12 protein-coding genes are annotated in these 13,974 nt (G+C 69.6%); 6 read left to right on the top strand and 6 right to left on the bottom strand.

Annotated elements, in window-relative coordinates:
* Positions 1-10 precede the first annotated feature (10 nt).
* A complete protein-coding gene (locus tag ACGFZ2_RS31480) occupies positions 11-1,282 on the bottom strand; it encodes a WD40/YVTN/BNR-like repeat-containing protein (RefSeq protein WP_393460003.1) in 1,272 nt (423 codons plus the stop codon).
* Positions 1,275-1,820, bottom strand: a complete 546-nt coding sequence (locus tag ACGFZ2_RS31475; RefSeq protein ID WP_393460000.1) for an RNA polymerase sigma factor — start codon at positions 1,818-1,820, stop codon at positions 1,275-1,277. The genes ACGFZ2_RS31480 and ACGFZ2_RS31475 overlap by 8 nt, the downstream gene beginning before the upstream one ends.
* A gap of 238 nt (positions 1,821-2,058) precedes the next feature.
* Here ACGFZ2_RS31475 and ACGFZ2_RS31470 point away from each other — a divergent pair, with 238 nt between their 5' ends.
* Positions 2,059-2,274, top strand: coding sequence for a transposase (locus ACGFZ2_RS31470; protein ID WP_393459997.1), 216 nt, complete (start codon positions 2,059-2,061; stop codon positions 2,272-2,274).
* A gap of 1,100 nt (positions 2,275-3,374) precedes the next feature.
* The gene (locus ACGFZ2_RS31465) at positions 3,375-4,748 is read left to right on the top strand and encodes a cation:proton antiporter (protein ID WP_393459995.1); all 1,374 of its coding nucleotides are present in this window, start codon (positions 3,375-3,377) and stop codon (positions 4,746-4,748) included.
* On the opposite strand, the gene ACGFZ2_RS31460 is transcribed toward ACGFZ2_RS31465, so the two are convergent.
* Together ACGFZ2_RS31460 and ACGFZ2_RS31455 are read right to left on the bottom strand one after the other, a co-directional pair.
* Positions 4,736-5,731, bottom strand: a complete 996-nt coding sequence (locus tag ACGFZ2_RS31460; protein ID WP_393459992.1) for a prenyltransferase — start codon at positions 5,729-5,731, stop codon at positions 4,736-4,738. The genes ACGFZ2_RS31465 and ACGFZ2_RS31460 overlap by 13 nt on opposite strands.
* Before the next feature lie 582 nt (positions 5,732-6,313).
* Positions 6,314-6,997: an MFS transporter gene (locus ACGFZ2_RS31455; protein ID WP_393459989.1), complete on the bottom strand. Its 684-nt coding sequence runs from the start codon at positions 6,995-6,997 to the stop codon at positions 6,314-6,316.
* A gap of 451 nt (positions 6,998-7,448) precedes the next feature.
* Between ACGFZ2_RS31455 and ACGFZ2_RS31450 the strand changes: the two genes are divergently transcribed.
* From ACGFZ2_RS31450 to ACGFZ2_RS31440, 3 genes are all read left to right on the top strand, one after another.
* Positions 7,449-8,381: an ABC transporter ATP-binding protein gene (locus ACGFZ2_RS31450; RefSeq protein WP_393459986.1), complete on the top strand. Its 933-nt coding sequence runs from the start codon at positions 7,449-7,451 to the stop codon at positions 8,379-8,381.
* Positions 8,378-9,208 carry an ABC transporter permease gene (locus ACGFZ2_RS31445; RefSeq protein ID WP_393459983.1) on the top strand — a complete coding sequence of 277 codons (831 nt, stop codon included), beginning with the start codon at positions 8,378-8,380 and terminating at the stop codon, positions 9,206-9,208. The genes ACGFZ2_RS31450 and ACGFZ2_RS31445 overlap by 4 nt, the downstream gene beginning before the upstream one ends.
* 544 nt (positions 9,209-9,752) lie before the next feature.
* Positions 9,753-10,964: a low temperature requirement protein A gene (locus ACGFZ2_RS31440; protein WP_393459980.1), complete on the top strand. Its 1,212-nt coding sequence runs from the start codon at positions 9,753-9,755 to the stop codon at positions 10,962-10,964.
* A 277-nt stretch (positions 10,965-11,241) separates the two neighbouring features.
* On the opposite strand, the gene ACGFZ2_RS31435 is transcribed toward ACGFZ2_RS31440, so the two are convergent.
* Positions 11,242-11,607, bottom strand: a complete 366-nt coding sequence (locus tag ACGFZ2_RS31435; protein ID WP_393459977.1) for a hypothetical protein — start codon at positions 11,605-11,607, stop codon at positions 11,242-11,244.
* Between the two features lie 365 nt (positions 11,608-11,972).
* Here ACGFZ2_RS31435 and ACGFZ2_RS31430 point away from each other — a divergent pair, with 365 nt between their 5' ends.
* On the top strand, positions 11,973-13,049 hold the full coding sequence (locus tag ACGFZ2_RS31430; RefSeq protein ID WP_393459974.1) for a helix-turn-helix domain-containing protein: 1,077 nt from the start codon (positions 11,973-11,975) through the stop codon (positions 13,047-13,049).
* 83 nt (positions 13,050-13,132) lie between these two features.
* Here the strand turns inward: ACGFZ2_RS31430 and ACGFZ2_RS31425 are convergent, their stop codons facing one another.
* On the bottom strand, positions 13,133-13,705 hold the full coding sequence (locus ACGFZ2_RS31425) for a dihydrofolate reductase family protein (protein ID WP_393459971.1): 573 nt from the start codon (positions 13,703-13,705) through the stop codon (positions 13,133-13,135).
* Positions 13,706-13,974: the final 269 nt, after the last annotated feature.

Raw genomic sequence — 13,974 nt, 5'->3', positions numbered from 1 at the left:
GGAGCCCGCGTCAGGGCAGGTCGGGCGCGCCCAGGAAGGACCAGGTGTTCCCGTCGGCGGACCACCACGTGCCCGGGGTGTGCGGCCAGCCGCGCTGCGCGTATCCGCCCGGTACCGGTACGGCCGCCGCGCCGGGCGCGGGCTCCACCGGGGACAGGCGCTGCCCCCCGTCGCCGCTGCTGAACATCAGCGGCCTGTCGTCGGCGACGAAACCGGCCTGGATGACCAGCGTTCCGTCGGACCGGACGGAGGCGCGAAGCTGCCGGTCACCGACGGCTGCGCTGCCGGCGGTGCGTTGCCAGGTCCGGCCGCCGTCACCACTGCGATGGACGACCAGTGTGCCGTCGATGCTGCCGACGGCGTAGACGGTGCGGCCGTCCCACGTGGCCACGTCGAGCGCGACGTCGTGGCCGGCGGTGAGCGGCCCGGCGAAGACGTGTCGCTGCCAGGTACGGCCTCCGTCGCGGCTCACCGTGATCGCGCTGCCCCGGCCGACGAGCCGGCCGTCGATCGTGTCCACGGCCGCGTAGCCGCTGCCCCAGATGCCCGCCTCGGGCGGCACGTCTTCCGCGAGCGCGGGCAACTCCAGCCCCGTGCTCTGCGCCACCTGCACGACGTCACCCGTGGCCGGGTCCGCCGCCACGATCCGGTCGGCACGCGGGCCGAGCATGTGGTTGAGCACGCGCCATCCGTCGGGCACCTGGACGGCCGTGTCCGCCGTCACCTCCCGCCACCGTTCGCCGCCGTCGACGCTCGCGAGCCAGCCCTGCCGGTCTCCGGCTCCGACGTCGATCTGGTACGACGCGATCAGCGTGCGCTGCCCGGCCGTGGCGAGGGCGACCAGCGCGTTGCCGGACAGTGGAAGCTCGCGGCTGCGCCAGGTCGCCCCACGGTCGGCGGTGCCCGACACCATCAGCACGCAGTCGTCCTCCCGGCAGTTCTTCCAGCGGAAGTAGAAGTGGTCGAGGTCCCCCGCGACCACCGGACCCGGGCGAGGGGTCCGGGCCGCACCGGGGACGGGGCTGGTGGAAGGCGCTGGCGTCGGGATGAAGCCGGGCGTCGGGGTCCCGCCGAGGCCGGGAACGGACACCTGGGGGTCCGCGCGGTGCAGACTGGCGGAGGCGATCCCGGCGACAGCGACCAGCGCGAGCGTGGTCAGCGAGGCCGCGGCCACGCGGGTGTGCCGTCGACAGCGTGCCGCCCGGCGCCGCACCTCGGTGAAGTCCGGTCTGAAGGCCGCCTGGGCGGCCCGGTCGAGCCCGGCAAAGTCCAGGTCAGGCATGGAGAGAACCTCTCTCGTTCACGATCGCTGGTCGAACGGTGGTGCTGTCAGCGGTGTCGTCGAGGCCGACGGCGAGGGCACGACGGGCCCGGACGAGGCGGGTCTTGACCGCCTCCACGGAGCAGCCCAGGGCCTCCGCCACGTCGGCCACCGCCATGTCCGCGATGTGGTACAGCACGACGGCCTCACGGGCCGGGCGCGGCAGCCGCTGGAGTGCGGTGACGAGGGCGACGTGGTCGGGCGACATGCCTGCGGTCCCCCGCTGTCCACCGTCGAGCTGGCCGGAGCGCGCCAGCCGGGCGAAGACCATCCGGCGTCGGTGCCGGCTCCGGGCGATGTTGAGGGCCACCGTACGCAGCCACGCCTCCGGATGCTCCACCTGGCCGAACCGACCCGGCCGGGCCAGCGCCCGCACGAAGGCGTCCTGCACTACGTCCTGAGCCTCCGCGTAGTCACCGGTGATCGCGAACAACTGCGACACCAGGCGCGACGCCGCGGCGGCGTACAACTCCCGGATCTGCTCCTGGATCTCCGACACATCGTCTCCTCCTGCTCAGCCTCTGCACCCCTTGAGACCAACCAGCAGCCGCCCCGGTGACACCTCCGCTCGGCGAATCGCCGCTCGCTCGCGCACCGCAGCGACCGGCGAAGCGTCGCGGGGCAGCGACGGGTCACTGTCCAGGTTCTGGGTCAGACGGAAGTCAGGGCAGGGATCCTGCCCGCCGTGTCGGCGGCGGTGCTGATGCTCTCCGGCCGTGTCGGATGGGGCAGAAGGAATGTGCGCCGACTTCGAGTGCGAGCTGGTCGAGCTCAACGGTGAGGCTGAACATGCGCACCTGCTGGTCAACTTCCCACCCACGGTCGCCCTCACCCGGCGCTGCTCCGACGTCAGCACCGACAGACGGGTCGGGGAGATTTTGCCGCACGGCAATCGGAGGGCAGAGTCAGACCCTGAATACGCTGCAGAGTCCCGACGACCGAGAATGGCATAGGAAAGATAATCGGGTCAAGGGTCGCCGGGCCCGACAATCGACATTCGTCTGATTGCCCCGCCGGCAGGCACCCCTCGACACAATCCCCGAACCGCGGTCCCCCGCTTTGGCCACGCCCCACACGCCAACCCCACAGGCACATCCGTGATCTCGGCCCCGACCCAGCGGTGATCAATTTCCTGCGAAGCCGATGCCCCGATGGGCATCGAAGTCGCGGGATTTCCTGCGGGCCCAATTCTCGTTGCCGCGCCTTCGTCACCCGCCCCGCCGACCGCCCACGGGAAACTCGCCTGGCACCACGCATCAACGCGAGCCCGCGCCGCACCGGCCGAGTTCGCCGTCGGCCCGGCTGGCCGAGCGAGGAACCCACCAGCACTTCAAGGCCGATCCGCAGCCACCCGACCAGTGGCAGCCACCAGGATCTTCACGGCCCTCGGAACACCGACCTGCCCCGCCGCGCCTCCACCCGCCACGGCCCACGGTCCACGCCGCCGACGGCCAGATACTCTCCACGATTGCTGAACCAAGCGACGAATCATTGACGTATCCGCTTGCGTAACACGATTATCTGACGCAGTCGCGTTGTCGGCGAACCGTCGCCCCGAAAGGACGACAGATGAAGCCAGAGGACTTCCGCGACCTGATGCGTGAACTCTCCCGTGGTTGCCATTCTCGCCCCGGCGGGTCGCGCTGGTCGGCGACGGGCAACGACCTGCTCGCCAGTGGAAATGCGCTCCTGCCGCGGCCACTTCTCGGCGGCACGCGAACGGCGGACGCGACGTCCGGCGCCGCGCCGAGTTGCGCGAATTCCTCGCTCGACCTGCCGCATGGCGGCGGTGCGACGCGCACGTCCACACTCTGGCAATACCAGTTCTCGCGCGTACGGCCGCGAACCTCGCCGTCCGGAGGCTGTCCTGGCCGGCCGACGGCGCGCGCGCCACCGCGGACCTCGACGTGGTGCCCCACCCGTCCGGCCGGCGATCACCTCATGGTCATCGGCGAACTGCGCGGCTCCCGCCGGTGCCGGCGTCGACCACCGCGGTACGGCCTGCGTCAGTTCTTCCTGCCCGCACCCCAAGCCTGCGACCGCCGAGGTGACGATGCCGTCGAATCTCGCCCTGTCCCTGCACTTCTTCCTCCAACTCGCGGTAGTGCTGTTCACCTGCTGGTCGGTCGGACTCCTCCTCCGCCGACTGGGTCAGCCACAGGTCGTCGCCGACATGGTCGCGGGTTTCCTGCTGGGACCGACGCTGCTCGGTCTCCTGCTGCCCGCCCTGCAAGGCTGGCTGTTCCCGACCACGCTGCATCTGGGCGCCGGCGACGCCGGTAGCCGCATCGCCCACCCTTCGCTGATCGTGCTCTACGTGGCCGGTCAACTCGGTCTGGTCCTCTACATGTTCGTCGTCGGGATGTCGTTCCGCACCGACGTGCTGACCGGACACCTCCGTTCGGCGTTCGGGTCGTCCGTCGCCGGCGTCATCGCACCGATCGCCACCGGCGCGGTGCTGGGCTGGATGCTGGCCAGCGACCGAACCTTCTTCGACGAGAAGATTTCCGCATGGCAGGCGGCCCTCTTCGTCGGCACGGCAATGGCGATCACCGCCTTTCCGATGTTGGCGCGCATCATCCACGAGAACAATCTCGGCGGCAGCCCCACCGGGACGGTGGCGCTGGCGTGCGCCGCCGTCGACGACACCGTCGCCTGGGTCCTGCTGGCCGTGGTGGTCTCCTCGGCCCAGGGTGACGCGTCGGTCGCGCTGCTCGCCCTCGGCGGTGGTCTGGTCTACGTCCTCGTGGTCCTGACCGTGGGTCGCGCCCTGACCGCCAGGCTCGCCCGCTGGGCCATGGACGACAACGGACTGCGTCCCGCCGGGCTCATCACCACGATGATCATCCTGCTGCTCTGTGCCGCGTACACCGAGGCGGTCGGGATCTACGCGGTGGTGGGGGCCTTCCTGTTCGGCGTCGCCATACCCCGTGGCCGCTTCACCGAGGCCCTGCGGGCGTGCATCGAGCCGGTCACGGTCCGGCTGCTGCTACCGACCTTCTTCGTCTACTCCGGCCTGGCCACGCAGTTCAGCGTGTTGACGGATCCCGGTGTGCTGCTGGTCCTGGTGATCGTGGTCCTGGTGGCCTTCCTGAGCAAGGGTGTGGCGTGCACCATCGGTGCCCGCACGGCCGGCCTACCGTGGGGCTCCGCGGCCTCGGTCGGTGCCCTGATGAACGCACGCGGACTGATGGAACTCGTCCTGCTGAACATCGGCCTGGAGAAGGGACTGGTGACGCCGGCGCTGTACACCGTCCTGGCCCTGATGACCGTCATCACCACCCTGGCGGCCACACCGCTGTACTACTTCATCCAACGTCGGTCGGGATCACCGACCCCACCGGTCTCCGACGGCGACATCGTGGCGGAGACGGAAGTCGGTCACCCGACCGGGGCGCCACGGGAGCCGTCCGCTCAACCTCGTTGAGCCGGCTCCGGACGCGCACGCGGGGCGTGGTCCTGCCCGCGCTCGGAGTGTCGGCGCGCCAACCAGAGACGGTGGGCGAACAGCATCCCGTAGCCGGCGAGAACCGCGCCGAGCACGGCCAGCGCACCACCGTCCGCGGAGCGGCGCGCCGCATCCAGGATCACGCCCAGCATCGCCGCCGCGACGATCAGGGACACGTGGTTCGAGGCCCAGAACACCACCGGTGTCATGCGCCGGGGGTCGAGGTCACGCATCGCGCCGCCCCGGAGCTGCCCGACGAGCCAGGCCGACAGCGGCGCGGTGGTGGCCATCGCCGCCCAGACCAGCCACGGCACCCAGCCGAGCAACGCGAAGACGGTGAGCGTCGCGTACCCGACCAGCTGCGCACCGACGATCACCCGCACCGCCGGTCGGTAACCGATGATGACGGGCAGCGTGCGCTTGCCGACCATCGCGTCCGATCGGCGGTCGCCCAGATTCATCACCATCATCCGCGCGACCTGCAGCACCGCGGTGGGCGCCAACACGGCCAACAGCAGCATCGGTACGGTGCCGGTCTGGAGCACCACCGCGACGGCCGGCCACAGGCCGTTGAGTATCGCGGCGACCGTCATCTCCCCCGCGCCCCGGTAGTTCAGCCGCAACGGTGGCGCCGTGTAGAACCAGGCCAGCAGCACGGCTGCGGCGGCGAGCACGCGCGCCTGCCAGGACGGCATGACAGCCACCATCAACGCCGACACTCCGAACAGGACGACTCCGGCGCGCAGCGACACCACGGGTGCGACCACCCCGTCGACGAGGGCCCGGCTGCCGCCCGTCCACGGCGTGAAGTAGACGTTCGCCCGGTCGGCCGCCAGGTCGAAATACTCGTTGCAGTAGTGCGTCATGACGTGGACCGTCCACGCGAACAGTTGCGCGACGGCGTACCACGTGAGATCGAGCGGATGGCCCTGGTGTACCGACACCGCCACGGCGAGACCCACCGGCAGGAGGTTGTACAGCAGGAAGCGGAGTCGGGCCAGTCGGACGAAACCCCGCCACGGAGTTTCGCCCTGCCCTGCCGGCGGCCCGGCCGCAGGCCGGCGAGGTCCCGCCACCGACTGCGATTCCGACAACGCGTCCATCGTGTAGCGCCTCCCCCGTGTTCAGACCGCGACCACAACCTTCGTCTCCGCCAACGACAATCGCCACGATCTGTCGGGTAAGCGTCCATCGCCACGGCGGCACGACGCCCGACCGGCTCGTCCGTTGCGGTGGTATGGCGACCGGCGTGCCGTGGGCGGCATTCGGGGAGTTCGGTCAGGTGCCAGCGCTCCCCCGCCCACCGGCTGCCGCAGGTGGATCAGCGGCGGATCAGGCGTCGACACGCTGGCCAGGCGGTCCTTGAAAAGCTGCCGATCCACGTGGGTCGCGGGTTGAAGTGGCGGTCCTCGCCCAAAGAGAGCACGGACAGCCTTGTGCGGACTGCTCGCCGGCCGAGGCCAGTACGCAGCGTCAGCTTGGGGAATTCCACAACGCCGGGAGTCCGGGCCAGTCCGACCACTGGCCACGGCGGTCCCGGATCGTCAGCGCCCCGGGCCACCGGTCCGGGTTGTGCCGGGGCGCGGCGTTGTGGCAGCAGGGGTGGCCGGCGGGTTGGGCCGGGACGAACGCACGACCCACATGGCGATGCCGCTCGCTATGGTGCTGAACAGCGCGACCGTGGCCACCAGCACCTCGGCCAGGAACACCGTCCGCCAACTCAGCGCCTGCGCCAGCATGCCGCTCGCGACGGGTCCGATCAGGAGAGCGGCGCCGAGCGCGAGGCCGAGCGCCAGCCGGGCCCGGGAGCGCCAGCGGACCAATTGACCGGACAGGGCGAGGGCGACACCGGCCACGGTTCCGGCCCCCAGCCCGACGATCACCCGCCCGACCGCCAACAGTGCCGGCCCCGGCGTGAACGCGCTCACGACGCAGCCGACGATAAGGAGTGCCAGCGCAGGCAACGCGATTGCAGTAGGCCACCGCCGGCCGAGCAGGTAGCCGGGCGCGACCAGGGCCACCGCTGCCACCACGTACTGTGCGACCACGGTCGTTGTCATGCCCGCGGTGGACAGTCCGAGGTCGCGCGTGATCGCGCTGACCAGCGGCCCGAAGGGCGCGGTGAGGAGTCCGGCGGCGAGCAACGCACTGAGCGTTGGGCCAGCAAGCGACCAGAGCGGGCGAACGATCGATGGTCGGGCCTGTGCGGGGTATCCGGGCGGGATCACGCGGTGAGTGTATGGACCCGACCCTCGGTCGCCAATAGCTCGCACAGAGCCCGGCGGGGCCGCTCGGCCGTCGGCGGCAGCGTCCCGGCCCGTCCATGAGTGTCCGCCGTGATCGTCACCCAGTTTGTCACTCACCGACTCCGGGCCGCTCCGAGCAAACGCCCACCATCCAAGACTTGCGGTGGAGGGGTCTGGTGGAGGGGTCGTTCTGGGCAGTCGCCATACCGCTCTGCGGTCTGCTGGGTTGTCTGGTTCCGTGCGCCGTCCCAGAGCTCCTGCACAGGACGTGACAGCAGGCAGAACTCGTTGCCCTCAGGATCATTTTCACCCACCCGCGGCGAAATCGCGGGCTCGGTGTGCGGAACGCACGGACGGCGTGTGCATACCGCATGGCCGGGGCATGACACGGCGTGGATTGGCTCTGTCGCCGGTCAGCGGCAGCCTCGGAGGCATGGACGACGTCGTAATCGAAGTGGACAGCCTGCGCCGCAACTACGGGCAGTTCGAGGCGGTCCGGGGGGTGTCGCTGCGGGTCCACCGTGGTGAGCTGTTCGCCCTGCTCGGCACCAACGGAGCGGGAAAGACCACCACGATCGAGGTGTTGGAGGGGCTGCAGCCGGCCACCTCCGGCCGGGTCCGGGTGCTCGGGCTGGACCCGGTGCGGGACCGGGCCGCGCTGCGCCCACAGACGGGGGTGATGCTCCAGCACGGCGGATTCACCGGCTCGCTGACGGTTCGGGAAACGGTGGAGATCTGGCGCTCGCTCACCGTCCGGCCGTACAGCTCCCAGCAGGTGCTGGAACTGGTCGAGCTGACCCACCGGAGGGACGTGGCGGTCGAGCAGCTCTCCGGGGGCGAGGGGCGGCGGCTGGAGCTGGCCCTGGCCGTGCTCGGCCGGCCGCAGGTGCTCTTCCTCGACGAGCCGACCACCGGCATGGACCCGGCCTCCCGGCGGCGCACCTGGAACGTCGTGCGGGAACTCCAGCAGAACGGCACGACGGTGCTGCTCACCACGCACTATCTGGAAGAGGCGGAGGTGCTCGCCGACCGGGTGGCGATCATGCGCCGTGGGCACATCGTAGCGACGGGAGCCCCGCACGACATCGTCCGCACCCTGCCCGCCCGGATCACCTTCCGGCTGCCGAAGGCGGACGTGCCCCCCGGCCTGCCGCACGCCACGCGCTCGGTCGAGGGCGACCGGGTCACGTACGAGTCGCGTCAGCTCCAGGCCGACCTGACCCGGCTGCTCGACTGGGCCAACACGAGCGACGTCCAACTTTCCGCGCTGTCAGCGCGACCGGCCACCCTGGAGGATGTCTTCCTGGACATCGCCGCCGACCACGATCCGACCAACCAGCACGCGGATCCGGAGACCGCCCGATGAGCGAGACGATGACGACGCGGACCTCGACCACCGCACCCGGCGACCGGGCCACCCGGCCGTTCTGGCAGGTGACCGCGCTGCTGAAGATGGAACTGTTGGCCCTGCGCCGCAACTGGACGGCCACTGCCATGTCTGTGTGCACCCCCCTGATCATCGCCATCCTGCTCGTCAGCGGCTACGCAGGTCAGACAGTGCCCGGCGTCCGCAGGGTCGTCAGCGTCACCACCCTGGTCATGGTCTTCCTGGTGCACCATCACCTGACGACCGTGTACGCCTCGCGCCGCCAGGAACTGGTGCTCAAGCGCCTGCGCGCCGGGCTTGCCTCGGACCGCACCATCCTGCTCGGCACGGCCAGCAGCACCATCCTGATGTTCCTCGCCCAGTTCGTCGTGCTGGCCTGCTACGCCGTCGCGGTGCTCGGTCTGCCGGGGCCGACGAACCCGCTGGTCATCGCGGTGGCCCTGCTGCTGGGGTCCGCGATCATGGCGGCGTTCTCGGCCGCGCTTTCTGCGGTCACCCGCACGTCCGAAGCGGCCATGCTGACCACCCTGCCGACCATGGTGATCTTCCTGGCAACGCCAGGTGCGATGCTGCCGCTCGGCGCGCTGCCGGAGTCGCTGGAGCGGGTGCTCTGGTTCCTGCCCAGCGGGCCGTTCACCGAGGTGATGCGGGTCGGCTGGCTCGCCCACACCGACGAGGGCCAGGCGCTGACTCTCGCCGAGACCTTCGTCGCGGTGCTGCCGTCCCTCGGTGTGCTGTTGGCCTGGCTGGTGGTGTCGCTTCTCGTGGCACGCCGGTACTTCCGCTGGGAGCCCCGGCACAGATGATCGAGGGTCCCGGCATCGTGCGCGCTCCACTCGCGAAGCGCGTCCACGGCGAGCAGCAACCAGGCGGGCGCCTGCCCGCATACGACAACCAGGGGACCGAGCTGTGCCACGAACCGGACGACCATCGGGCGACCCACGCGGCGCCCGACTTCGACACAGACCCTAGCGGCGCTGGCCACCTGGCCCAGGAAGGATGACCGTGGAGAGGGGTCAGACGTTGAAGCGGAGCTAAGAGCCGCTCGCCCGCCACCAGCGGTAACAGCCCTCGGCACTTGTTCACAGGGTGTTTTCGGCTGTCATCGTTGGTTGCTGGTCGACGACGTTTCACGCTGTCTTGTGCCCCGCGCCCAGGCGACTCCTTGGCCCCAGGCAACGATCATCTCGGCGACGAGGTCGACCGCGATCAGTGATTCCGGCATCTTCGGTGTGGCCGGCTGCCACACTCTGCCCTGTGGTAAGTGGGAACGACGGGGCGTCCGATGACAGGTCAGTGCGGGCGCCGCGCGGCATTCGACCGCTACGCGAGGGCGTCGGCGTAACCAGCGTGGAGCTCTTCTTCGATCTGGTGTTCGTCCTCGCGTTCATCCAGGTCGTTGCGTTGATGGAGGACGACTTCACCAGCCACGGCGTGCTGAACGGAATGCTTGCGCTGGCCCTGTTGTGGTCGACGTGGTCCATCTATGCCTGGTTGGGCAACAGCCTCCAAGCTCGGGTCGGGCTGATCCGGATCGCGCTGCTGTTCGTGGCGGTGGTCACCCTTGTAATGGCGGTAGCGGTCCGGCAGGCATTCACCGACCTCCGTGGCGCGGCTCTCTCCGGCCCGATGGTGTTCGTCGCATGCTTCGTGGTCGTTCGGCTGGTGCATCTGGCGCTGCGCTGGTACGCCATTCCAGGCACGGGGCCGCGCGTCGTCCTGCTGATCGCCGCGCCACTGTTTGTCGCCTCTGTCCTTCTGTTCTCCGCCGCCGTCCTGCCGCAGCGACTGTTCCACGACCCGTGGCTGGTCAAGGCGAGCCAGACCGGGTTCTGGATCCTCGCCATCGTCATCGACTACGGCCGCGCCCTGCTGATGCGGTCGTGGGGGTGGCACATCATCTCGGCCCGGCACTGGGCGGAGCGGCACGGCCTCATCGTGCTCGTCGCCCTTGGCGAGTCGCTCACAGCGGTTGGCCTGATCAGTAGCAGCGTGCCGATGACTGGATCGCTCATCGCGGCCCTCGTCTTCGCCATCGTCATCGCCGCCGCATTGGGCTGGACCTATTTCGACGTCGTCGCGATCGCCGCCGAGCGGACGCTGATCCAGAACCCCGTCCAGCGCCGGGTCGCCTACGCCCGCGACGCCTACAGCTATCTGCACCTGCCGATGATCGCCGGCATCATGCTGCTCGCCCTCGGGCTGCACAAAGTGGTGACGATCATCAAAGACAACGAACTGCACCATTCGGCCGCGCGACTGGAGGGCCTGGGCCTCCACGCCCTCTACGGTGGAGCAGCCCTGTTCCTGTTCTCCCACGTCGGCTTCCAACTGCGGATCACGCGCCTGCTCAGTCGGGTCATCTGGCCGCGTCTGATTACCGTAGCGCTGCTGGTGGCGCTCATCCTGGCGGCCAGCCAGCTTTCGGCGGTGGCAGCGCTCGGCCTGTTGGCGGCTGTCTGCGCCAGCCTGGTCATCACGGAGGTCCTCGTCGCCGGCAGGCGGCGTAGAGAACTGCGCGAGGCGGCCCTAGCTGGAGGCTTTCGGCCAGAAGGCCCCTAGATCGGCCCGGAGCCGCCCCAACTTCCGCATGACCTTGCGCTCGGGTGCCATGCCGCCCGCCTGACCGGTGACATGCAACTGCCGGGGCCACCGAACCGGCCGACGAATCGATAACGACAGCAACGTCGGCCTATCGGTGAGTCAGACCAAGCTGGCGACCCACCCCACCATCCTCACCGTCTGCCATCGGCCCGCCCCAGGGGAGCGGGCCGCCGCCCGGCCCGCCACGTCCAGCGGACCTTGACGGCTCGCACGGACGCTGGCGGGCGGGAATGGTTCAGGTCCGCGAGGTATCCCAGTTGCCGCAGATGACCTGGTTGAACGTCCCGTACCGGCTGCAGACCCGGATGGTGATGTATCGGTTTTCCGCCACGTCCTCGTCACAGCCGATCCGCCCGCCGATGCTGTCTCCGCAATAGCCGGTGCGCCCGTAGTTGGTGTACCACTCGGCGTACGACGCATAGACGCCGGGATATTCTTCGTAGGTGAAGTGGGTGAGGGTGATGTAGTCCCCGTTGCTCTGGAAGTTCGCCGACCCATATCCGTTGTACGAGTACGCGTCGGCGCTTGCCGGTGCGGCTACGCCCAGCACGAGCGCGAGGGTCGCCGCCACGAAAACGGCCACTGCGCGTATCGACTTCATTCACTTCTCCCTGCTGCCGGCGAGTCCTGCCCTGCTCTGGTCCAGGAATCTTGAAGGATCACTGTCGGTTCTTGCGGCTCCGGCCGTAGTCATCTGGCGTATCCGAGTAGCAGCGCCCGGTGCGGCGCTTCCTCTCATTCGGCCACCAGCATCGACACTTACCGCGGCCGCGACGCCGTCGGTCCAATCGAGATGATTGTTTGGCCTCTGTTCCGCATCGGGCAACACCGTTCGGCCCTACCCGAAGGGTCCGGGTCGGGGCCTACGCCCATCGACGGCCTTCCGTAGGGTCGGGTAGCAACGTGGGCGCCGGCGCTCGTCCGCCGGCCACTACCGTTGCCGGTACGGGTCAGGGAGGTCTATCAGTGCTCACGGTCGTCAGAACCGCGGACACACCGGCAGCCGAGCGGCGCGAACGGTGGCGGTCCATCGTCTGCGACACCCTCGGCCCACTGGACATGCGGATCGACCCGGATGTGCCGTTGGACGGTGAGATCACGACCGGCCGGCTGGGCGATGTGGGCGTGGCGAACGTCCGTACCAGCACGCCCCATGGTGTCCACCGAACGCGCGGCCTGATCCGCAAGGGTGACGCGGACCTGTACCGTGTGGTACTGCCGATCAGCGGCCACCCGCGCCTGACCCAGGACGGCCGGGAGACGGTCCTCGCCCCCGCCACGTTCGGCGTCTACGACTTCAGCCTCCCATACGATCTGGTCTACACCGACGCGGTGGAGCTGGCGGTGTTCGGGTTTCCGCGCGAGCTGCTCCCGGTGCGGCCGGGCGTGGTTGCCGGGCTCACCGCGGTGGCGGTGCCCGCAACCGGGGTCGGCGGACTGCTCGCCCCGATGCTGGGTCGCATCGCCCGGGAAATCGGCCAGTACGATCCGACCACCGCGGCACGGCTGGCACCGATCCTGCTCGACCTGCTGGGCACCGCCCTCTGCGAGTACACCGGGTACTCCGACCCGGTCGAGTCGTCACAGCAGGCGCTGCTGTTCCAGGTGAAGGCCTTCATCGAGCAGCACCTGGGGAACACCGACCTCACGCCCGCGGTGATCGCCGCGGCACACCACGTCTCGCTGCGCCAGCTGTACCGGCTGTTCGCTCCGGAGCAGACCTCGGTCGGCGCCTGGATCCGCCAGCGGCGCCTCGACCGTTGCCGCAAGGACCTCGCCGATCCGGCACAGAGCGGCCTGACGGTCGGCGTCGTCGGGGCCCGGTGGGGTCTGCCCGACTCTGCGCACTTCAGCCGGCTGTTCCGGGCCGCCTTCGGCGTGCCACCCAGCGACTACCGGCGCAGGTCGCTCAAGCCTGTTGCCGCCAGTCGGGCTCTGGGCGCCCACGTCCACGATCCGGTCGCCGTGCGTGGTCACACTGACGGTCATCATCGCGACCCAACCGTCCCAGGTGGTCGCCTCCGGCATGAGGATCGACTGTGATGCCTGATTCCGCCCCGCCGAAACGTCCAGGGGCTCGGAAACCGGGCGGCGCTGGTGCGCGGCAACGCCGCCGGCGTCGTCGTTCAGGCAGATGCCGCAGCCGCGCCCTGCTCGTTGATCGGTGCGTAGGTCAGCACCACGACGCCGGACTGGAACGTGGTGGTGTCCAGCAGCCGGAACGACGCCATCCCGTCGCCGTCGGCGAACAGGCGCGTGCCGTCCCCGACCACGACCGGGTAGGTCACCAGGCGGATCTCGTCAATCAACCCGTGTGGCAGCAGCCGGGTGACGAGCGCGTTGCTGCCGAAGACGAGCAGATCCCCGCTCAGGTCGGTCTTCACCTTCCCGATCCGGGTGGCCGGGTCGTCGGCGATGACCGTCGTGTTGTTCCAGGTGGGCTCGTCCAGGGTGGTGGACACCACGTACTTGGGCATCGTGTTCATCTTGTCGGCGTATCCCGCCTCGTCGGTCATGTTCGGCCAGGACGCCGCGAATCCTTCGTACGTGACGCGGCCAAGCAGCAACGCCTCGGCGTCGTGCAGCTGGCGCAGGCCCTGCTCCATCGAGTCGGCGCTTGCGAACTGGAACGCCCAGCGATCCGGCCGTTCAATGACACCGTCGAGCGTGGTGAACATCGAGACGACGAGCTTACCCATGGCGTTCCTCCAACAGTTGGCGCGTGTAGCGGGGTGACGGCACGAGTCTGCTCGCCGGCACCGGTTTGGTCTTGGACGTGCGCGCCAGGGACTTGACCGACCGCGCCACGTGGACGCGCCACCGGGCGGAAACGCTGCCCGGTTTGAAGGTCCGGGTGGAGGCAGGCGTCGAAGCGGTCGGTGCCGCTGCGCGGGCCGGTGCTGCCGGCCGGGTCGGTCCCGCCCGCGCCTCGGGCATGATCTAGGAGGCCACGCAGCCGGGATCGCGA

Source organism: Micromonospora sp. NPDC048063 (genome assembly GCF_043202855.1).
Lineage (GTDB): Bacteria > Actinomycetota > Actinomycetes > Mycobacteriales > Micromonosporaceae > Micromonospora.
The sequence above is the reverse complement of the archived record's forward strand: the minus strand, read 5'-3'. Positions and strand labels throughout refer to the sequence as shown.

Bases quoted from the DNA above. Each gene is read 5' to 3' on its own strand.
- ACGFZ2_RS31425 (WP_393459971.1), bottom strand. From the start codon at position 13,705: ATGGGTAAGCTCGTCGTCTCGATGTTCACCACGCTCGACGGTGTCATT.
- ACGFZ2_RS31480 (WP_393460003.1), bottom strand. From the start codon at position 1,282: ATGCCTGACCTGGACTTTGCCGGGCTCGACCGGGCCGCCCAGGCGGCC.
- ACGFZ2_RS31435 (WP_393459977.1), bottom strand. From the start codon at position 11,607: ATGAAGTCGATACGCGCAGTGGCCGTTTTCGTGGCGGCGACCCTCGCG.
- ACGFZ2_RS31470 (WP_393459997.1), top strand. From the start codon at position 2,059: ATGTGCGCCGACTTCGAGTGCGAGCTGGTCGAGCTCAACGGTGAGGCT.
- ACGFZ2_RS31450 (WP_393459986.1), top strand. From the start codon at position 7,449: ATGGACGACGTCGTAATCGAAGTGGACAGCCTGCGCCGCAACTACGGG.
- ACGFZ2_RS31465 (WP_393459995.1), top strand. From the start codon at position 3,375: ATGCCGTCGAATCTCGCCCTGTCCCTGCACTTCTTCCTCCAACTCGCG.
- ACGFZ2_RS31445 (WP_393459983.1), top strand. From the start codon at position 8,378: ATGAGCGAGACGATGACGACGCGGACCTCGACCACCGCACCCGGCGAC.